Annotated in this window: 22 protein-coding genes; 12 read left to right on the forward strand and 10 right to left on the reverse strand. The window is 67.2% G+C overall.

Translation table 11 applies throughout. From position 1 onward, the window contains the following. The first annotated feature begins 112 nt into the window (after window positions 1-112). Window positions 113-958: a 3-hydroxybutyryl-CoA dehydrogenase gene (locus OG300_RS26840; protein ID WP_405498690.1), complete on the forward strand. Its 846-nt coding sequence runs from the start codon at window positions 113-115 to the stop codon at window positions 956-958. Window positions 959-1,038: 80 nt separating this feature from the next. Here the strand turns inward: OG300_RS26840 and OG300_RS26845 are convergent, their stop codons facing one another. Next, window positions 1,039-1,788 carry an enoyl-CoA hydratase-related protein gene (locus OG300_RS26845; protein ID WP_405485807.1) on the reverse strand — a complete coding sequence of 250 codons (750 nt, stop codon included), beginning with the start codon at window positions 1,786-1,788 and terminating at the stop codon, window positions 1,039-1,041. Between the two features lie 138 nt (window positions 1,789-1,926). Between OG300_RS26845 and OG300_RS26850 the strand changes: the two genes are divergently transcribed. After that, complete coding sequence (locus OG300_RS26850) at window positions 1,927-3,474, forward strand: flavin-containing monooxygenase (protein ID WP_405485808.1); 1,548 nt, start codon at window positions 1,927-1,929, stop codon at window positions 3,472-3,474. Window positions 3,475-3,569: 95 nt separating this feature from the next. Here the strand turns inward: OG300_RS26850 and OG300_RS26855 are convergent, their stop codons facing one another. Beyond that, the gene (locus OG300_RS26855; protein WP_405485809.1) at window positions 3,570-3,800 is read right to left on the reverse strand and encodes a hypothetical protein; all 231 of its coding nucleotides are present in this window, start codon (window positions 3,798-3,800) and stop codon (window positions 3,570-3,572) included. A gap of 471 nt (window positions 3,801-4,271) precedes the next feature. On the opposite strand from OG300_RS26855, the gene OG300_RS26860 reads away from it, so the two are divergent. The 9 genes from OG300_RS26860 (at window position 4,272) to OG300_RS26900 (ending at window position 11,832) form a co-directional block, all read left to right on the forward strand. Further along, on the forward strand, window positions 4,272-5,168 hold the full coding sequence (locus tag OG300_RS26860) for a helix-turn-helix domain-containing protein (RefSeq protein ID WP_405485810.1): 897 nt from the start codon (window positions 4,272-4,274) through the stop codon (window positions 5,166-5,168). After that, window positions 5,165-5,356 carry a DUF397 domain-containing protein gene (locus OG300_RS26865; protein WP_405485811.1) on the forward strand — a complete coding sequence of 64 codons (192 nt, stop codon included), beginning with the start codon at window positions 5,165-5,167 and terminating at the stop codon, window positions 5,354-5,356. The genes OG300_RS26860 and OG300_RS26865 overlap by 4 nt, the downstream gene beginning before the upstream one ends. A gap of 69 nt (window positions 5,357-5,425) precedes the next feature. Next, entirely contained in the window at window positions 5,426-5,617 is a 192-nt protein-coding gene (locus OG300_RS26870; RefSeq protein ID WP_405485812.1) for a DUF397 domain-containing protein, read from the forward strand. A 300-nt stretch (window positions 5,618-5,917) separates the two neighbouring features. Further along, window positions 5,918-7,654, forward strand: coding sequence for a DUF222 domain-containing protein (locus OG300_RS26875; protein WP_405485813.1), 1,737 nt, complete (start codon window positions 5,918-5,920; stop codon window positions 7,652-7,654). A gap of 324 nt (window positions 7,655-7,978) precedes the next feature. After that, window positions 7,979-8,317 (forward strand): winged helix-turn-helix transcriptional regulator, encoded by a 339-nt coding sequence (locus OG300_RS26880; protein ID WP_405485814.1) that lies wholly within the window; start codon window positions 7,979-7,981, stop codon window positions 8,315-8,317. Between the two features lie 113 nt (window positions 8,318-8,430). Then, window positions 8,431-9,303 (forward strand): alpha/beta hydrolase, encoded by an 873-nt coding sequence (locus OG300_RS26885; RefSeq protein WP_405485815.1) that lies wholly within the window; start codon window positions 8,431-8,433, stop codon window positions 9,301-9,303. Between the two features lie 20 nt (window positions 9,304-9,323). Next, on the forward strand, window positions 9,324-10,373 hold the full coding sequence (locus tag OG300_RS26890) for an AsnC family transcriptional regulator (protein WP_405485816.1): 1,050 nt from the start codon (window positions 9,324-9,326) through the stop codon (window positions 10,371-10,373). Between the two features lie 9 nt (window positions 10,374-10,382). Then, window positions 10,383-11,033 (forward strand): hypothetical protein, encoded by a 651-nt coding sequence (locus tag OG300_RS26895; protein WP_405485817.1) that lies wholly within the window; start codon window positions 10,383-10,385, stop codon window positions 11,031-11,033. 43 nt (window positions 11,034-11,076) lie between these two features. Beyond that, on the forward strand, window positions 11,077-11,832 hold the full coding sequence (locus OG300_RS26900; protein WP_405485818.1) for a sulfite exporter TauE/SafE family protein: 756 nt from the start codon (window positions 11,077-11,079) through the stop codon (window positions 11,830-11,832). An 8-nt stretch (window positions 11,833-11,840) separates the two neighbouring features. Here the strand turns inward: OG300_RS26900 and cynS are convergent, their stop codons facing one another. Both cynS and OG300_RS26910 read right to left on the reverse strand, forming a co-directional pair. Beyond that, window positions 11,841-12,311, reverse strand: a complete 471-nt coding sequence (cynS, locus tag OG300_RS26905) for a cyanase (RefSeq protein ID WP_405485819.1) — start codon at window positions 12,309-12,311, stop codon at window positions 11,841-11,843. Window positions 12,312-12,339: 28 nt separating this feature from the next. Then, entirely contained in the window at window positions 12,340-12,915 is a 576-nt protein-coding gene (locus OG300_RS26910) for a carbonic anhydrase (RefSeq protein ID WP_405485820.1), read from the reverse strand. 106 nt (window positions 12,916-13,021) lie between these two features. Here OG300_RS26910 and cynR point away from each other — a divergent pair, with 106 nt between their 5' ends. Continuing rightward, a complete protein-coding gene (gene cynR / locus OG300_RS26915; protein ID WP_405485821.1) occupies window positions 13,022-13,945 on the forward strand; it encodes a transcriptional regulator CynR in 924 nt (307 codons plus the stop codon). A gap of 22 nt (window positions 13,946-13,967) precedes the next feature. Here cynR and OG300_RS26920 read toward each other — a convergent pair whose 3' ends face one another. From OG300_RS26920 to OG300_RS26945, 6 genes are all read right to left on the reverse strand, one after another. Further along, a complete protein-coding gene (locus tag OG300_RS26920) occupies window positions 13,968-15,461 on the reverse strand; it encodes an MDR family MFS transporter (RefSeq protein ID WP_405485822.1) in 1,494 nt (497 codons plus the stop codon). A gap of 272 nt (window positions 15,462-15,733) precedes the next feature. Beyond that, window positions 15,734-16,135: an SRPBCC family protein gene (locus OG300_RS26925; protein WP_405485823.1), complete on the reverse strand. Its 402-nt coding sequence runs from the start codon at window positions 16,133-16,135 to the stop codon at window positions 15,734-15,736. 81 nt (window positions 16,136-16,216) lie between these two features. Beyond that, on the reverse strand, window positions 16,217-17,683 hold the full coding sequence (locus OG300_RS26930; protein WP_405485824.1) for a peptide MFS transporter: 1,467 nt from the start codon (window positions 17,681-17,683) through the stop codon (window positions 16,217-16,219). A gap of 177 nt (window positions 17,684-17,860) precedes the next feature. Further along, window positions 17,861-18,871, reverse strand: coding sequence for an exopolyphosphatase (locus OG300_RS26935; protein ID WP_405485825.1), 1,011 nt, complete (start codon window positions 18,869-18,871; stop codon window positions 17,861-17,863). A gap of 58 nt (window positions 18,872-18,929) precedes the next feature. Next, window positions 18,930-19,469, reverse strand: a complete 540-nt coding sequence (locus OG300_RS26940) for a DUF501 domain-containing protein (protein WP_405485826.1) — start codon at window positions 19,467-19,469, stop codon at window positions 18,930-18,932. Further along, a complete protein-coding gene (locus OG300_RS26945; RefSeq protein ID WP_405485827.1) occupies window positions 19,466-20,131 on the reverse strand; it encodes a septum formation initiator family protein in 666 nt (221 codons plus the stop codon). Before OG300_RS26945 ends, OG300_RS26940 begins: the two co-directional genes overlap by 4 nt. Between the last annotated feature and the right edge of the window lie 13 nt (window positions 20,132-20,144).

Consider the following 20,144-nt stretch of genomic DNA (forward strand, 5'->3'; position numbering starts at 1 on the left):
GCTATACCGCGGTCGCCACCTGGGAACGGTCATCGACGAGGGCTGCGGTAATCCGCGCACAGTAATGTGCACGACCGGACATACGGGTCGTAGACGCGAGGAGAAGATGGCTGTGGAACGTATCGGTGTGATCGGTGGAGGCACCATGGGTGCCGGTATCGCCGAAGTGGCGGCTCGGGCCGGCGGTTCGGTGCTGGTGCTGGAACGCGACAGCGAGGCGGCCGCGGCCGCCGTCACCCGGATCGAGAAGTCGCTGGCGCGCGCGGTGAAGTCGGGCCGGGTCGAGCAGGACGCCGCCGACGCGGCGCTGGCGCGGATCACCGTGACCACCTCGATCGACGACTTCGCCGATCGCGAGCTGGTGATCGAGGCGGCTCCCGAGATCGAGTCGCTCAAGACCGACTTCTTCACCAAGCTCGACGGCATCGTCGCCGCCGATGCCATCCTGGCCACCAACACCTCCTCGATCCCGGTGATCCGGCTGGCCAACGCCACCGCCAACCCGGGCCGCGTGGTCGGCGTGCACTTCTTCAACCCGGTGCCGGTGCTGCCGCTGGTCGAGGTCGTGGTGACGCTCAAGACCGACCGCGAGGTCGTCGACAAGGTGACCGCCTACGCCCGCGACGTGCTGGGCAAGCGCACCATCGAATCCAAGGACCAGGCCGGGTTCATCGTCAACGCGCTGCTGATCCCCTACCTGTGCAACGCGATTCGCATGTTCGAGACCGGCTTCGCCAGCGCCGAGGACATCGACGAGGGCATGGTCAGCGGCTGCGCCCACCCGATGGGCCCGCTGCGCCTGACCGACACCGTAGGCCTCGACGTCACCCTCGCCGTCGCCGAATCCCTCTACGCCGAATTCGGCGAACCCCAGTACGCGCCCCCGGTGCTGTTGCGCCGCATGGTCGATGCCGGGTACCTGGGCCGCAAGACCGGTCGCGGCTTCTACACCTACTGATCGCTGACACCCGGGCGCTGCGGCGCACCGGGTGTCCGGTGCTGACCACCGTGCGGGATCCGAATTATCCGAGCCGCGAATCACTTTCCCTGCCAGCGTGGTTCGCGACGCTCCAGGAAGGCCGCGACACCCTCGGCGGTGTCCGCCGAGGACAGCGTCGCGGCCATGGCGGCCTCGGTGATCCGCCAGGCCTCCTCATCGTCGGCGGAGTTGATCCGCTCCAGCGCGGTCAGGCTCTCGCGCACCGAGACCGGCGCATTGCGTGAGATGCGTTGCGCCAGTTCACGAGCGGACTTCTCCGCAGCACCCGCCTCCGCCAGGGCATTGACGAAGCCGAGCTGGTACGCGCGTTCGGCGGGCAGCGGGTCGCCGGTCAGCAGCAGCTCCTTGGCCACGTTCAACGGCAGCGCCCGCCGGGCCCGGAACAGGCCGCCGCAGGTGGCGATCACCCCGCGCCGGGATTCGGGCAGCCCGAAGGTCGCGGTCCGCCCGGCCACCACCAGATCGCAGGCCAGCACCAGCTCCATGCCACCGCCGAGGGCGTGACCCTCGACCGCGGCGATCAGCGGTTTGCCCGCCCGACGGCGAATGACACCGTATTCGCCGCCGCGCTCGGTCTTTCCACCCGAGCCCGCCGCCAGGTCGGTGCCCGCCGAGAACAGCGCCTCGGTGCCGGTCAGCACCGCGACCCACAGTTCCGGGTCGTCCTCGAACTCGTTGAGCGCCGCGTCCAGGCCCGCGGTCATCTCCGCGTCGATGGCATTGCGCTTGTGCGGGCGGTTCATCCGGATCACCAGGGTCCGGCCGTCGCGTTCTCGTTCCACGGTCATCCGTCGATCATGGCGCAGCGGACGGCGTTCGCGGCCGGGTGGCGGCGGCGGTCAATCAATTGGCCTGCTCGGAGAGTCCGTTCGGGACGGGTGCGACATAGGTTCCATAACGAGACCGTCGAAAGGACCACGGCCGCGATGACGTCGCCTTCCACCACCCCCTCAGCATCCGAACCCGAATCCTCCGAGCCCGATTTCGAGGTCGCCATCATCGGCGCGGGATTCGGCGGGCTCGGCGCGGCCATCGAACTGCGGCGCGCCGGGATCGACTCCTTCGTCATTCTGGACAAGAACAGCGATATCGGCGGGACCTGGCACGCCAACACCTATCCCGGTGTGGCCGTGGACATTCCGTCGGTGTACTACAGCTTCTCCTACGCGGCCCCGCGCACCTGGTCGCGGCTGTTCGCGCCCGGCGGCGAGGTCAAGTCCTACGCCGATCAGCTCGCCGACACCTACCGGCTGCGGTCACATCTGCGCCTGAATACCCGGGTCAACGGCGCGAGCTGGGATCAGCACAGCCACCGGTGGCGGATCGACACCGAACACGACTCGTTCACCGCGCGATTCGTGATCGGGGCGGTCGGCGGGCTCGAAGTGCCGCGCATGCCCGATATTCCCGGCGTGGACGAGTTCGCGGGCAAGGTCGTGCACACCGCCCGCTGGGATCATGACTACGACTACCACGGCAAGCGCATCGCCGTGATCGGCACCGGAGCCACTGCGCTGCAACTGATTCCGGAACTTGCCGAGCAGGCGGCGTGGCTGACGGTGTTCCAGCGCACGCCGATCTGGGTCATGCCGAAGCCCGACTTCCGCATCGATCGTGGGGTGAAGCAGGCACTCGACCTGGTGCCCGGACTGCGCCGACTGGTCCGGCTCGGCGTGATGGCGACCTTCGACGCCGGAGTATCGACCGCGGGCGTGTTCTACCGAACCACCAGTCCGGTGATCGGGCTGAGCGGCCGAATGATCAAGCGCTGGTATGGAACCCAGGTCCGCGATCCGGAGTTGCGCGCGAAGCTGACACCCGATTACGCGCTGGGTTGCAAGCGTCCGTCGGTGTCCAACCGGTACCTGCGGGCCTTCACCCGGTCACACGTCGACCTGGTCACCGATCCCATCGAGAAGATCACCGCGAGCGCCGTCGTCACCGGCGACGGCACCGAACACGAGATCGACGTCCTGGTGTGCGCCACCGGTTTCAAGGTGATGGAGTCCGGCGCGACCCCGCCCTTCCCGATCCACGGCCGCGACGGAATCGAGCTCGGAGAGTTCTGGCAGCAGCATCGCTTCCAGGCCTACCAGGGCGTCTCGGTCCCCGGCTTCCCCAACTTCTTCCTGATCACCGGCCCATACGGCTTCGCCGCCGCCTCCTACCTCGCCATGATCGAATGCACGGCCCGGCATGCCCGCCGCGCCATCACCGCCGCCCACGATCGCGGAGCCACCGCCGTCGAAATCCGGCAGCAGCCCCACGACCGCTACTGGCGCAAAAGCCTGGAACGCCACCGCCAAGCCCTCTGGCTGAACAACGACTGCGAATCCTCGAACACCTACTACATCAACACCCACCACGACGTCGCCGCCATCCGCCCGAGCACGCACTTCGGAATGTGGTGGGGCAACAAGCACTTCCCACTTGATGACTACCGGTACACCGGAGTGCACGCGACCCGCGGTTAGACGACTGCCGCCTGGGGCGACGCGAGACTTGGCCGTGGTTGTCGCGGTACTCCTAGTCTTATGCGTCGCCCTTCGGCGTGTGCACCGAATGCCGGTCACGGGTCGCACGCGACATCCCGCGGGGGCCGCATCGGGAACCGGATGACGTTCGAGCGCTGCCGTGGCTCGTACTTGTCTTCCTCGACGGTGATGATGCGTGACGCCTCGGCCTGCCTGGCGCACTGGTCCGGGAAGCAGTCCCGGTGAATCACCATGGCTTCCAACGCCTCGGCCGGGGTCATCTCGATGTCATTGTCACGAATGTGGCAGTCTTCCAGTCTGTCCAATCGAGGGCCATAGATTTCCATCGCCCCGTCTCCTAGTCCTCCGTACTAATGGGTGTGATTCGGACAATTGGTCACGAGGCCCTCCGATGCCGCCCGTGGCCAGAGACCAGCCGCCCCGCTTCGCGATTGGCGCGCAGCTCCCGGTCGTAACTCGCGTTCGCCCTGATGTCCTCAATGAGGGCACCCACGACGATGACAGTCGAGACCAAGATCAAAATTGTCAAAACCCAAACATCCCAGGTCATTACGACTCCTAGCGATTTTCGGATGAATACCCGAGCGCCGACCTTCCCCGTTGTCGTCGCCAGGTGCTGTGAGATAAGTACACACCCAAAACATTTGGATTGTTATCACCACACTGTGACGCTCAGTAAATACACTGGGATCACAGTCTGAGCTGCAACAGATTGATGCGTCACAGTCCGAACCGTCACTGTTTGAGCCACTCCGGATTAGCGAGGCTAAGCAACAATGGCTGGAAGCACTGTCTCCAGAAGGGCATTCGGAAAGTTCCTCGCCGAACTGCGAAGCAACGCGGGCAAGGCACCGCTTGCTTCCGCGCTATCGATCGAAGTGTCCAAGATGACCTTGCACCGCCTCGAGAACGGCGTGCCAACGAGGATCACGACACCCAGCCTGGAACGCCTACTGGAGTTCTACGAGGTGTCCAGCGAGACCAGGGCCGAGGCCCTCACCCTGTGGAGGGAAGTGCAAGAGCAGGCGAAAGCTGCGCGTCTGCAAGGCAATTCGGGGTCGTGGAAAGAGTATGCAGACCAGTTCGATTCACACTTTCCGCACTACCTCCGGCTCGAGGGAGACACCCACCACCTGACGACTCACCAGCTCGTCCTCATCCCTGGACTGCTCCAGACGCCGGATTACAAGCGAGCGATCGTGAGAATCGACGAACCTGACCTGTCCGCAGTGAACCTCGAACGACGGGTTGAACTCGTCGAGCGTCGCCAAACCCGTTTGCATGACGCCGGGTTCAGGATGGACGCCTTCATCTCCGAGGCAGCGCTCCGACACCAACCCGCCGATGGCCCAGTGATGTTCGATCAGATGCAATGGCTGGCGAGCATTGGCCAGCGCGAGAATGTGAGCATCCGAGTCGTCCCGTTCTCTGCCAAGGCGCACAGAGGGCTGACCATCCAGTCGTTCACCCTGCTGGAATTCCCCCAGCTGAGCCGTGGCCTGGTTGAACCACCAGTGGTGTACTTCGAGGGCGCGTACGGCGCGGGATACCACGAGCGCGACGACGTGATCGACGGATATCGGCACGCGATCTCGGCTCTTGAAGCGGTAGCGTTGACCGAAGAGGACACGCTAGACATGGTTTTGCGGACGGCTAAGGAGTATGCGACGTGATCAACCAGCGGCCCAAAGGAACGTGGTTCAAGTCCAGTCGGTCCGAAGGTTCGAGGGCGTGCGTCGAGGTCTGCCTGGACGATGAGGTGGTCGGCGTGCGCGATTCGAAGGCGCCCGGCGGACCGGAGCTGTCCTTCACCGGTGAGCAGTGGGATAGCTTCCTGGACAGCGGGATCTGGAAGCGCTAGCCCGTCTGCACATCGGCTGACACAAGACACCAGGGACATGGTGCTGACGATCGCGAAGGAGTACGCGGCGTGAGCAAGCCGGTCAAGGGCGAGTGGTACAAATCGAGCCGGTCCAACACTGGCAATCAATGCGTTGAGATCTTCCACGCTGACGATACGACGTTGGTGCGGGACACCAAAGACGGTGGCCGGGGACCGATCCTGACGTTCCCCGCGAGCGACTGGGCGAAGTTCGTCGAGAGCCGCGCCTGGGAGTGCTGACACCCCCGAAGGCGGGGACCCCACGCCCGTGGCGGTTTCGAGGGTGGCGATCCCGCGCCAGACACCTACTCGCACAAGAGCTTCTGGAGTTCGGCGTACGACAGCGGCACCATGTCGCCTTCCAACTTCGGGTGCAGGATCCCGCCGGACGGTCACTGCCGCTTCGGTAGACAGCTCGGCTCGCTGCCTCCGTGAAGTATCGCGGCGAGCACGACATTTGTTGTGACAGCTGGGAATTCGCTCAGCGTGTCACTGAAAGCCTTCTGGCGTGTCTGATCACACCCGAATAGAATCGAACGCGTGAACGAAACCGCTGCTGACAGCCCTACCGCCACCGAGCTGGTGGCGCGGCTGCGCGCGGTGCACTCGACGATCGCTGTCGCCCAAGCCGAAGAGGTCGCGTTGATGACCGCCCTCTACCGGATGCGCCGCGGACAGCAGCTCGAGCGGGGCGTTCGTGCCGTCTACGCAGGCGAGGACGCGGCCACCGAAATCGGTGTTGCCCTGCATGTTCCGCAACGAACAGCCGACAACCTCATCGCCCTCGGACTGAGCCTCGAGCACCAGTTGCCCTGCACGCGTGAAGCATTCGATGACGGGCGTATCGACCTGCCGCGAGTGCGGGCCTTGCACGAGGTGTTCCGTAACATCGACACCGAGCTCGTCGCGGCGCTCGAACCACGCATCGTCGCCTACGCCGAGAACGCCGACCCGTCACGGGTCAAGCGCACCCTGCGACGTTGGTTGCTGGAAACCGACCCCGCCGGACAAGCCGAACGCCGCAAGAGCGCCGAGGCCGACCGGTATGTCAACGTCACGGCCGCCGACAACGGCACCGCCGTCCTCGATGCCGTGCTGCCCGCTGCCGACGGTGTCGCTCTCTACGAACGCTTGCGCGAGATGGCGCAAACCCACTGCTGTGCTGCCGATCCCCGCACCAGCAACCAGCGCCGCGCCGACGCTCTCATCGCTCTCACCACCAGGGCCGGTCGATTGAGCTGCGGCTGTGGGCAGCCCGACTGCCCACGTGCCGGGGCCATGGTCGCACCGGGACGTAAAGCGCTTGTGCAGGTGGGTGTTTCGGCTGAGACCTTGGCGGGTTTGGCTGACAATCCCGCTCTGCTGGCCGGTTTCGGTGCGATCGACGCCGACCTGGCACGCCAGTTGGCCCGCCACGCCCGCTTCGAGATCATCCCCGAACACCCCGTCGGCATCGACCACACCGAGCAGGCCGCCGTCGACGGCCGGGCGCGTCGGACATGTATCAGCCACGCCACGCAGGCCACACCCGAGCACCGGGTGCTCCCAGTGGTTGCCGCACCGACCAGCACCGACGACCCCGCAAACCCGGCTGCCGCGTGCGAGACGCGCTACCGGCCAAGCACCCGCCTCGCCAACCGGATCCGCGCCCTCGATGGTGGCTGCCGCGCGCCCGGCTGCGCGATCCCCGCCGCGGCCACCGACATCGACCACCAAGACCGATTCGACCACCGCTCGCCCGAATCCGGTGGCCGCACAATCGAATCCAACCTCGGCTGCCGCTGCCGACGACACCACCGCACCAAAACCCTCGCCGACAACGGACTCAACGGATGGAAAGTCATCCACCACCCGGACCGACGCGTCGAATGGCGCAGCCCCTCGGGCGGATCGATCACCACCACACCCGAGGGAGCGAAATTCCTGTTCCCCAACACACCCGTACCGCCGGTCACCGGCGCGGGCCTTCCGGAGCCGGAACAGGTTGAGCCGCTGTTGAATCCGGGTGGGGCGGTCAACGAACTCACCGAACTCCTCCACGTCTACCACCCACCCGCACAACGCCGACACGCACGGACCGCCCGCACCACACGAGAATCCCGCATCGCACGAGAGTCCCGGGCCGCACGAGTATCTCCGGTCGCACCGGAATCTCGGGCCGCGCGGGAATCCTGGGCCGCACGAGAATCCCGCATCGCGCGGGAATCCGGGGCGGCGGAACACGCGACGGCTATCGGCACGCTCACACCGCAATACGCCGACCCGCCACCGTTCTAGGTCTTGTCTCCCGATGAATCTCCGTCGAGATCCGGGACAGCCGCACGACCGCTTGTGGCACAAGAGCCGGGAGCGCCACCGCAACCCGCTCTGGCTCAACAACACCTGCGAATCCTCCGACGCACCTACTACATCGACGCCCACCACGGCTTCGCCCCATCCGTCCCGCCACCTACCTCGGAATGTGGCGGGGCAACAAGCGCTTCCCACTCGACGACTGCCGGTACACGGCCACCGGCAGGCACCCGACCAGCGGTTAGACGGCCGTCGGGACCACGGTCGCGGCCTCCTGCACTACGGTGGAACCGAGTTCTTGGAGGAGCGATGGCACTGGTGATCCCCGATGTGCTCACTGAATCGTGTACGACCCGGCAGGTGTTGGAGCGGCTGGCCGCGAAATGGCGGATTCTGCTGATTTACGCGTTGCTGGACGGGCCGCATCGGCCCGCCGATCTGCGGCGGCGGCTGCCCGGGATCACTCAGAAGATGCTGACCGAGACGCTGCGCGGGATGATCGACGACGGGCTGGTGGAGCGGCACGTGTACAAACAGACCGCGCCGCAGCACGTCGAATACGGGCTGACCGAGCTGGGCAAATCGTTGCAGCAGCCGCTCGCGGCGATCTGCGACTGGGCGGTGGCGAACGCCGCGCAGGAGGGCTGAGCGATCGTACGGAAGGGCACTTCGAAGTGCCTTCTGTCGGCGGCGCAGGGCCGGATCTATCGTCGATTCCGTGCCGATAACCTGGCACTACCAGAGATCGACGAGAGAACGAGATGACAGTCAGCACAGTTCCGTTCACCTTCGCCCGAGCCGATGACCAGCTGGTGGGCACCCTCTACCTGCCGTCGGGCGACCCGACGGCCGTGGCGGTCACGACCGGGCCGCTGACCTCCGTCAAGGAGCAGGCCGCAGGCGTGTACGCGGCGGCGCTGGCCGAGCGCGGTTTCGCGGCGCTGGCCTTCGACCACCGCACCTTCGGTGAGAGCGAAGGCGTGCCCAGGCAGCTGGAGGATCCGGTCGGCAAGGCCGCCGACATCGGCGCGGCGATCACCGCGCTGCTCGCGGACCCGCGCTTCATCGACAAGCCGGTCGTCGCGCTGGGCGTGTGCGCGGGCGGCGGGTACATGTCGCGCGCAGTCGCCGACGATCCGCGCGTCCGGGCCTTCGCCGGCGTCGCCGGGGTCTACCCCGATGCCGCCGCCAACCCGGCGGATCCGGCCGTCCTCGAGCGTGGTCGCCTGGCCCGCGAGCGCCGGCTAGAGACCGGAGTGGTGGAGACCATCCCGGCGGTGGCCGCCGACAACGGTGACGTCGCCATGCCGTTGACCGAGGCCTTCGAGTACTACGGCACCTCGCGCGGCGCGGTGCCCAACTACACCAATGGGTTCGCGGTCGAATCCTACGAGCACACACCGGTTTTCGACGCGCAGGAGGCCGCGGCCCGGCTGGCCGTGCCGTTCCTGCTGGTGCATTCCGAGAACGCGCTGGTCCCGCCGTGGGCCCGCAAGTTCTACGCCACCGTGACCTCGCCGAAGTCCGAACTGTGGCTGGAATCGGTGGGGCAGATCGACTTCTACGACGATCCGCGCCTCATCGGGCAAGCCGCCGACGCCGCGGCCGAACTGTTCCGGGGCGTAGCGGGCTGAACGAAGGAAGGAGCGCGGCGATGGCAGTGATCGATACTCGGCTCGACGAGCTCGATCTGGCGTTGATCAACGCGCTCCAACTCTCGCCGCGAGCGCCCTGGTCCGCGCTCGCGGGGCCGCTGGGTGTCGACGCCGCCACCCTGTCACGGCGCTGGCGACGCATGCAGGACGCCGGGGTGGCCTGGGTCAGCTGCTACCCCGGGCAGGCGCTTGCCGAGCACGGGATCATGGCATTCGTTCAGATCGACTGCACGCCAATGGATCTGGAGGAGACCGCGGCGGCCATCGCGACGCACCCGCACGCTTCGGCCGTCGAACTGGTCGCGGGCTCACACAATCTGTTGCTCACGGTGATCGCGACCGGCCTGGACGCGCTGACCGAGTACGTGCTGCGACTCGGACGCATCCCCGCCATTCGCTCGATGAAAACCCATCTGGTGCAACACCTTTACCAGGAGGGCAGCAACTGGCGGGCCGACTCGCTCTCACCCGAGCAGCACCGCGAGGTGGCCGCGGCAGCACCGGGCGGCGTATTCCGCACCGGGCCACTAGGCCCCGAGGAACAACAACTCATGCTGGCACTGGGACCGGACGGACGACGCCCGGTGATCGAGCTGGCCCAGCAGCTGGATCGGCCGGAATCCTCTGTGCGACGCCAGCTTTCGGCACTGCTGCACAGCGGCCGCGCGGCGCTGCGCTGCGAGGCCGCGCTCCCCTACACCGGCTGGCGCACCACCGCGACGCTCTGGCTCACCGCGCCACCGCACACCCGCGCCGCGGCCGCGTCCGCGATCGGCAGACAGCGCGAGACCCGCATGTGCGCCACCACCGTCTCCGACGCCGACCTGATCAGCGTCGCCCTGTTCCGCGGCCTCGACGGCGTCGCCGAATACGAGAGCCGTTTGGCCACAGCGGAACCCACCCTGCGGGTCCGCGAGCGCGCGGTCACCCTGCGCTGGATCAAACGCGCCGGGCGACTGCTGGACCCCGACGGCCGCAGCATCGGATTCGTCCCCATGTCGGTGTGGGAATCATCCGCCCCGGTGGAAGCCGGGCCGGACCCGCGCTAGCCTCACCCCATGGGGCTGGCGGTTGCGACGCACGTGTACGCGGATGCGCTCGAAAGTGGTGAATATCCGGACGAACTCGAGGATCATCGGAGCCAACTGCGCGCCCTCAACGAACTACTGATCGCGGAAAACTTTCCGCCCCACCAGGAAGCGACCACCCGTGGTCCGGCGACAGCCCGCAACCACCTCGGCAGCGTCCCCTACAGCTTCGTGCACTACCTGCGCCGCGCCTACGCCCACGCGCACGAAAACCCCACGGAGCCGGTGACTCCCACCGAACCGGGCGAGGACCCCGCCGCCGACAAGGCCGTCGACACCCTCACCTACATGTTCGAATCCCACCTGCTGTGCCACTCGGACTGCGAGGGCTACTACGTCCCCGTCGACTTCCCCGACATCCTCTTCCCCGAAGACGACCTCGGCCTGCCGGGCGGCATGGTCGGCTCCAGCCAGGCCCTCCTACGCGAACTCCACTACCTCGCCCCCTTCCTCGGCATCACCCTCACCGACGGCGAACTCCCCGACACCGAGATCGCCCGCATCCACGCCGAGACCGCCGACGACGAGCACCCCCTGTACCGAGAACTCGTAACCTGGCTGCTCCTACACGAAGCCGCCCGCGTCTCGGTCGCCAACAACACCCTCATCACCTTCTGCTGAGACCCGGGCGGGCACCGCGAATTCCAATTCGTAGGATGTCTGCGTGAGTGTGGAGACTGTGGTCGAGCTGGTGGCGGCCGGGTTTCTCGCGGGCGTGGTCAGTGTGCTGGTGAGCTTGGCTTCGCTGGTTTCGTATCCGGCATTGCTCGAGCTCGGGTTGGGGCCGGTGGCGGCCAATGTGACCAATACGGTGGCGTTGATCTTCACGGGGGTGGGGGCGGCGGCGGGGTCGCGGCCCGAATTGCGGGGGACGCGGTCGGTGCTGCTGCGGTTGGGGGCGATCGCGGCGGTGGGCGGGGCCATCGGGGCGGTGCTGCTGTTGATCGCTCCGGCGGCCACGTTTCAGGTGGTGGTGCCGTTCCTGATCGGTGGGGCGTCGGTGTTCCTGCTGGCGCAGCCGTATCTGGCGCGGCGGTGGGAGCGGGCGGGGAACGCGCACTCGGTGCGGCGGGCCAGGGTTTTGGGGGTGCTGCTGTTCGTGGCGGCCGTCTACGCGGGGTATTTCGGTGCGGCAGGCGGGATTCTGATCTTCGCCATCGTGTCGGCCATGTTCCCGGAGTGGACGCCGCAGCGGGCGAACGCGGTCAAGAGCGTGACGTCCATGTGCGCGAACGGTTCCGCCGCCATCGGATTCGCGTTCTACGGGCCCGTGCACTGGGGGTTCGTGTTCCCGCTGGCGCTCGGATTCCTGCTCGGCGGGCGGGTGGGCCCGCAGCTGGCGCGGCGGCTGCCCGACAACACGCTGCGGGTGATCGCCGCGAGTTGCGGGCTGGCACTGGCCGTGAAATTCGCTGTGTGAGAACCGGATCAGAAGGGCTTGGTCGGCAGATACTTGCCGTCCAGGGTGATCACGGCGCGCTCGCCACCCTCCGGGTCGTCGACCTTCTCCACCTTCAGCCGGAAATTGATCGCGCTGATGATGCCGTCACCGAACTGCTCGTGTACCAACGCCTTCAACGTCGTGCCGTACACCTGGAGCATTTCGTAGAAGCGGTAGATGGTCGGGTCAGTGGGGATGCCGCCGGGAATCGAGCCGCGGCTGGGAATCACCTGCAACAGCGCGGCGGCCTCGGCGCCGAGGCCGAGCAGCTCCGCCACCGCCTCGGCGGCGGGCTTGGGCAGGGCGTGCTGGCCGAGCAGTGCGGCGGTGGTGAAGGCGACCGACAGGCCGGAGACATCCGCGATCTGCTGCCATGACAGGTCTTTGGTGATCTTGGCGGCGACGGCGGTCTCCGCCAGGGCGAGGCGGGCGGTGGGGTCGAAGTGCGCGTGGATCATCAGATGGGTTCCTTTCGGGGATGAGGGATCAGGCGGCGATCGAGGCGACCGCGCCGGTGGGAATGTCGAACACCCAGCCGTGCAGGGTGAGTCCGCGCTCGGCACGCGCCGCGGCCACTGACGGATGGGTGGCCAGATTCGCGAGCTGCGCGGAGACGTTGTGCCGCACCAGCTCCGGCACCGTCATCGGCCCGCGGGCGGTGGCCAGCGCGACCGCCGCGTCCGCGTGCCGCAGCCACTCGGCGACGGCGGGCACGCCGCTCAGGTCGTGTCCGTCGGCCAGGGCGGTCATCGCACCGCACGCGGAATGACCGCACACCACGATGTCGGTCACGCCCAGCACCGCGACCGCGTACTCGATGCTCGCGGTCACTCCCCCGACCGACGCGGGCGAATAGGCCGGGACGAGATTGCCCGCGGTCCGGATGACGAACAGCTCACCCGCCTCCGCCGAGGTGATGAGTTCGGGCACGACCCGCGCGTCCGAACAGCCGATGAACAGCGCCCCGGGACGGTGGTCGCCCGCGAGGCGGGTGAACAACTCGGCCTTGCCCGGGAAGACGTCACGCTGGAAGTGCTGGACACCGTCGGTGAGGTTCCGCATGGTTTTCCTTTCCTGCTGTGCTGTAACTCCACCCTGCCTGAGCACTGTGTATAGAGTCCAAGACTTGCTATCGATAGGTTCGATCGTCGGTGTCTATAGTTCTGGGATGGCCCCCGAACTGCGGCACCTGCGGTACCTGCTCGCCGTGGCCGAGCACGGCAACTTCACCCGCGCGGCGGCGGATCTGCACCTGTCCCAGCCCACGCTCTCGCAGCAGATTCGGCAACTCGAACGGATGGCCGGGATGCCGCTGCTCGATCGCACCGGGCGCACGGTGCGGCTGACCGACGCGGGGACGGTCTACGCCCGCCACGCCCGCGCCGCGCTCGCCGAACTCGCGGCGGCCGAACGCGCCGTCCACGATGTGGAGGACCTCTCGCGCGGTCACCTCCGCATCGCGCTGACGCCGAGTTTCACCGCGTACCTGCTCGGCCCACTGCTCACCGCCATGCGCGAGCGCTATCCGGGCATCAGCGTGGACGTGCGGGAGAGCAGTCAGGACACCATCGAATCCGGGCTGCTGGACGATGAATTCGACCTCGGCATCGCCTTCGCCGGGCCGCATTCGCCCGGGATCGAAGCCGCTCCCCTGTTCACCGAGACACTGAGCCTGGTCACCGCGGTCGACCGGGAACCGCACTCCCCCTTGCCCGTTCACGAATTGGCCCGGCTCGATCTCGCACTGCTCAACGCGGACTTCGCCACCCGGGGCCACATCGACGCGTACCTCGTCGAACAGGGCGTGACACCACGAATCATGCTGGACGCCAACTCCGTTCAGGCCGTCGTCGAAGCCGTCACCCGCACCACGCTCGTCACGATCCTGCCCGGGGCCGTGGCCCGCGAACATCCCGGACTCACGGCCGTCGCGCTCACGCCGCCGATCCCCACCCGCGCCGTCGTACTGCTGAGTCGCGCGGGCGCCTACCGCTCCGCCGCCGCCACCGCCTTCGCCGAACTCACCCGGCGGCTGAACGCGAATGGCCCCGCGGCAATCGCGGGGCCATTCGAATTCGAGACTGGGCGCTGATCGGTGTTCGATCAGCCTCGGGTCAGTCCTTGACCAGCTCCACGGCGGCCAGGTCGGCGGCCTCGGCATCCAGCGGGGACTCCGCGCCACCACCGTGACCGTGCGGGGAGGAATCCCGGTTGGGCAGCAGCACCGCCATCACGATGAGAACCACCGCGAGGGCCGCGGAGACGCCGAACGCCAGCCGCATACCGTCGAGATGCGCGTTGAGCGGGTTCTCACCGCGGCCGGTCAGCGTGGTCGCCCGCGAGGACATGATCGTCACCACCAGGGCGGTGCCGAACGCCGCGGCCACCTGCTGCAGCGTGCCCAGCATGGAGCTGCCGTGCGAGTACAGGTGCGGCGGCAGCGCGCCCAGGCCGAGGGTGAAGACCGGCGTGAAGGTCGCGGCCAGCGACACCATCAGCAGCACGTGCAGGGCGATCAGCACCCAGTAGGGAATGCTCAGCGAGATCTGGGTGAAACCGGCCAGCGCCGCGGTGATGCCGATCGCGCCGGGAATCACCAGGATTCGGCCGCCGAGACGGTCGAACACCTTGCCGACCGTCGGGCCCAGCAGACCCATGGCCAGACCACCGGGCATCACCAGCAGACCGGTCTGCAGCGGGCTCAGACCGCGCAGGTTCTGCAGGTACAGCGGCAGCAGGATCATCGAACCCATCATGGCCAGGAAGGCCACGGCCATCAGCACCAGCGCCTTGGTGTAGGTGGGCGCCAACAGGATTCGCAGATCCAGCAGCGGCGTACCGGAGCGCTGCAAGTTCAGCTGACGGAACACGAAGATGGCGATCAGCGCGACACCGGCGGCCACGATCACGGCCGGAACCGCCGCATTGCCGGAACCGAACTTGCTCAGGCCGTACACCAGGCTGCCGAAACCGAAGCCCGCGAACACCACGCTGAACCAGTCGATGGCACCGGTCTGAGGTTCCCCGATGTCCTCGAGATGACGCAGGCCGAACGCGGTGACCGCAGCGGCGATCGGCAGCACCAGCGCGAAAAGCCAACGCCAGGAACCGATCTGCAGCACCAGACCCGAAATGACCGGGCCCATGGCCGGGGCCACCGAGATGGCCAGCGTGACATTGCCCATCACCCGGCCGCGGTCCTGCTCCGGCACCACGGTCATCAGGGTGGTCATCAGCAGCGGCATCATCACCGCGGTGCCGCCCGCCTGCACCACACGCCCGACCAGCAGCACCGCGAACGACGGCGCGACCGCCGCGATGGCGGTGCCGAGCAGGAACACGCACATGGCGATCGTGTAGGCGCGACGAGTGGTGACCCGCTGCAGGAACCAACCCGTCACCGGGATGGTCGCCGCCATGGTCAGCATGAACGCGGTGGACACCCACTGCGCGCTGCGATCGGAGACGTGCAGATCGACCATCAGCCGCGGAATCGCGTTGATCATGATGGTCTCGTTCAGAATCACCACGAAGGTGGCGAGCACCAATAATCGGATGACGGTAGGTGTCCGCTGCCCCTTCTTGATATCGGATAGATCGGCGGACATCGGTTTACCTCCGGGTGTTCGTCACTAGCTGGTCTGCGGTCCGATGGCGGATCGGCTCCCGCAGCGGCGCTGGGGCCACACAGGAACAGACGGGTACAGGGCCCACAACTCATCGGTCGCGCGTCAGTATTCCCGCTGACACCGACAGAAATCACGCCGATTACGCCGTGCGGAACGCCGCGGACAGCCCGAAACATCGCGTCCACCAGCGGTTTTCGTAGCGGAAAATTCGCTACGTGAGCCAGGTCACCCCGGGTCCCGGACGCCGGGACTCAGCCTTCCAGGGTCTTCTTGAACAGGCTGAGCCCCTGCTGCATGGTGGCGGTGTAGGGCCCGGCCAGCTGCTCCGGCAGCAGATCCCGCGACCAGACCACCCGTGCCGCGCCGTCCCCGTGCGCGGACACCTCGATGACCGCGTTGTCGTGCACCGGCGGCGTGCTGCCGTCGTAGACCGAGTAGACGAAGCGCCGGATCTCGTGGTCGAGGGTGACCAGCCGCTCGCGCACCACGGTGCCGCCGGTGAAGGTCACCTCGCGGGTGCCCTCGCCGGTCGAGGCGCTCGCGGTGACCAGGCCGGGGGCCATCCGCAGCGGACCGCCCGCGAAATCCGAGACCACCGCCCAAACCTGTTCCGGCGCAACATCTATGACGATCTCGGTCACGATCGAAGCCATGGCACTACCTTTCCGTGGTGGAATCCCGACCCGATCATGTCAAGGGATCCACCGCAAGACCCGCGCCATCGGAAACTTCGATCAGTGCACGCCCTCCATATGACGGCTGATCCACGGGGACACACCCCAGACCACGATGCCGACCACGATCGCCACCAGACCGGTGATGCCGAAGTAGGCGAGCTCGTGCGACGGGTCGTAGAACTTCGACAGTACGCCCGACATCGAGGTGCCGATACCGACGGAGAAGAAGTACAGCGCCATCATCTGCGCGCGGAAAGCGTTGGGCGCCAGCTTCGTGGTGACCGACAGTCCGATCGGCGAGAGCATCAGCTCCGACACCGCGAACGCGCCCAGGATGAAGAACACCGCCACGAACGACACCGACTTGCCGCTGGTCCCGGAGAACAGGGTGAACAGCAGGAAGGCCGCACCCATGCCGACCACGCCCAGCGCGAACTTGCGCGGGGTGCTCGGGGCGCGCCGACCCAGCCGGGTCCACATGATCGCGAACACCGATGACAGGGTGATGACCCAGACCGGCTCCATCGAACCGATCCAGTTCGAGGGCGCGGTCCAGCCGAAGATGGACCAGTTCATCCGCTCGTCGGAGTACACCGCGAGCACGGTGAAGATCTGCTGGAACAGCGACCAGAACACCGCGTTCGCGATGAACAGCGGAATGTAGGCGCGCACTCGGGTGCGTTCGACGGCGTCGACCTTGGCGCTGGTCAGCATGATCGCGAAGTAGGCGATCGAGGCCGCCACGATCACCACGGTGGTGGCGTCGGGCAGATTCGACAGGGTCACCAGACCGGTCGCCCACGCGATGGCGATCACCGCCAGAATCGCGACGAACGCGGCGATCACCTTGGGAATCGCGGTGCGCGGCAGCGGATTCGGCACATCGCGACCGTGCTCGCCCAGATTGCGGCGGAAGATCACGTACTGGGCCAGGCCGACCGCCATACCGATCGCGGCCGCGCCGAAACCGTAGTGGAAGCCGACGTGCGACTGCAGCAGACCGGTGATCAGCGGACCGGCGAACGCGCCCAGGTTGATGCCCAGATAGAAGAGGGTGAAGCCGCCGTCCGCGCGCGGATCGTCCTTGTCGTAGAGGGTGCCCAGCAGCGAGGAGGCGTTCGCCTTCAACCCGCCCGAGCCCAGCGCGACCAGCACCAGACCCGCGCCGACACCGGTCAGACCCGGCAGCACGGCCAGCGCGATATGCCCGGCCATCACGATCACGCCGCCGAAGAACACGGTGCGCTCGGAGCCCAGGATCCGGTCGGCGACCCACGCGCCGAGCACGGTGGACAGATAGACCAGACCGCCGTACGCGCCGACGATGCCGGTGCCGGTGGCCTTCGAGAGGCCGAGGCCGCCGTCGGTGGCCGAGTAGTACAGGTAGTAGCCGAGAATCGTGAGCATGCCGTAGAACGAGAACCGTTCCCACAACTCGACGCCGAACAGATTCGCGATACCGATGGGGTGCCCGAACAGGGTTCGTTCGGTGCCCGGTTTCGCCTGGTGTGCTACTCCTGACATGGATCAGACCCTCCCATATTGGGCAATCTGACAGCAACCTGAGGTATTAACCTACGTCACATTCCAGTGAGGAAAGCTCAGGATGAGCTGGGTGTGGGACGTATGTCCCCAGTTCACGACGGCAGCTCTGACCTACCCGCCGTAAAGCGCGCTTGAACAGCGCATTCCACCGTCCACTCAGGCGATGGAGAGCGCGATCCCATCCAGGATGTCGTGTTCGCTGACGATCAACCCGTCGATACCGGCCCGCCGAGCCAGCTCGTCGGCCAGCACCTCGGCAATCACCGCGCCACCGCCGATGACGTCGACCCGACCCGGATGCATGGGGCCCAGCGCCGCCCGCTCGTCGTGGCTCATGCCGATCAGCCGATCGCAGACCGCCCGCAACTCCGAGAGCGGCAAACGGGTGAGATGCACCTTCTCCGAATCGTATTCGGGCAGATCCAGGGCGACGGCGGCGATCGTGGTCATGGTCCCGGCCACACCCACCCAGGTGTGCGCCCGCTCCACCGGCACCACGCCGAAGGCCTGCGCCAGCCGCTCGGACGCGAAGAACCGCGCCGACGCCACCTCCTCGCGGGTCGGCGGATTGCCGCGCAGGCAACGCTCGGTGATGCGCACGCATCCGATATCGGCCGAATACGCCGCGGTCACACCATCGCTGTCACCCAGCACCACCTCGGTGGACCCGCCACCGAGATCGACCACCACGAAAGGCCCCGCCGCACTGGACAATTCACCGACGGCACCGGCGAACGAGAGCCGCGCCTCCTCGTCACCGGTGATCACCTCGGCCTGCGCACCCGCGACCGCGCGGCCCAACTCGTCGGCGGTCATGGCGAAGAAGTCCTCGCGATTGGACGCATCCCGGGTAGCCGAGGTGGCGACCATCCGCACCCGCTCGACCTTGTGCTCGATCATCAGATCCACGTAGTCGTGCAACGCGATCCGGGTCCGCTCGATCGCCTCGGGATTGAACGCACCGGTCGCGTCCACCCCCTGCCCGAGCCGCACGATCCGCATCTCCCGATGCACATCGGTGAGCCGCACCGCACCCTGCTCGTCCCGCGACACATCGGCGATCAGCAGGCGAATCGAGTTGGTACCGCAGTCGATCCCCGCGATCCGCTCCTGCCCACTACCCGGGGCACGTACTGCCGAACTCTGCGCGAACTCTGCACTACCCATCACTGACCTCTGAATTCCATTGGCACTGAATACATATCGGCACAGCGAGAGCGCCGGGTCATTCGGAATCGACTCCCAGCGCCGGGTATTCGGAGCTCTTGGGCCAGTCGGCGGGGATGGCCTTGCCGCGCAGGCCGTGGTCGGCGGCCAGGGCCACCGCTTCGTCGCCGAGCGGGTTCACGCCGGGACCCTTGGCCAGGGAGTGGGCGATCAGCACGTGCAGGCATTTGACGCGGTCCGGCATGCCGCCGCCGGCGAAGTCGGTGCCGAGGTCCTCGATGGCATTGCGCTCGGCGAGGTAGCCGTCGTAGGCGGCGCGGTAGGCGGCCGCCAATTCGGTGTCGTGGGTGAGGCGTTCGCTCATGTCACGCATCAGGCCCGTGGTCTCCAGCCGACTGGCCTCGGCGGTCAGGCGCGGGTCGGTGAGATAGAACAGGGTCGGAAAGGGGGTGCCGTCGGGCAGCTTGGGGGCGGTCTTCACGACCGCGGGCAGGCCGTCGGGGGTGTGATAGGCGATGGCGAGCACGCCGCGCGGCAACCGGCCCAGTTGGTCGGCGACGATCGCGAGATCGCGCTCGCTGGGTTCGGGTGCGGTCACCTGGGTTGTCCTTCGTCAGTGGGGGCGGGGGGCGGCGGAGGCGGCGGCGGGGCGGGTGCCGCGGTGGTGGGCGCTGCCACCGGCTGCGGGGCCGAAATGCTGTGCCACAGCTGCGTGTACCAGGGATCCGGGGCCCGCGGCTTGGCGGCCGGGGTCGGGATGGCGGGCTGCTCGATCTCGGGGATCTGCACGATATAGGGCGTCTCGCCCGGCATCACCAGGCGCAGCCGGTCCTTGGCCTCGGACTTGATGTAGTTCGGATCCTGTTGCTGGGCACGGCGATCGCGCAGACCCGACACCTCGTCCTCGAGCTGGCGATGCTGGGCGGCCAGCGAGGCGGCCTCGGCGCGCTGCGTGAAATAGGTGCGCAGCGGGACGGCCAGGGTGAGCGCGAGCCCGCACAGCACCGCGGCCAGCAGGATCGCGCGGCCGGTGGACAGGCCGAGGATCTTGCGTTCGTGCCGTTCGGATTTCGGCGCGGACCTGGCGCTGATGCGCCGTTTGACCGCGCCGACACCGGTACTCGCGGAGCGAGTCGACTGCTCGGCCCTGGTGGATTTCGAGGCGGCAGTGCTCTTGCCGCCGCGCGCGCGAGTCGAGCGCGACGGGCGGCGGTCACCGCGTCCGGCCGGACTGGTGCCGCGTGCCCGTCGCTCCGTCATCTCACACCCCGAA

This window comes from Nocardia sp. NBC_00511, assembly GCF_045161165.1.
Lineage (GTDB): Bacteria > Actinomycetota > Actinomycetes > Mycobacteriales > Mycobacteriaceae > Nocardia.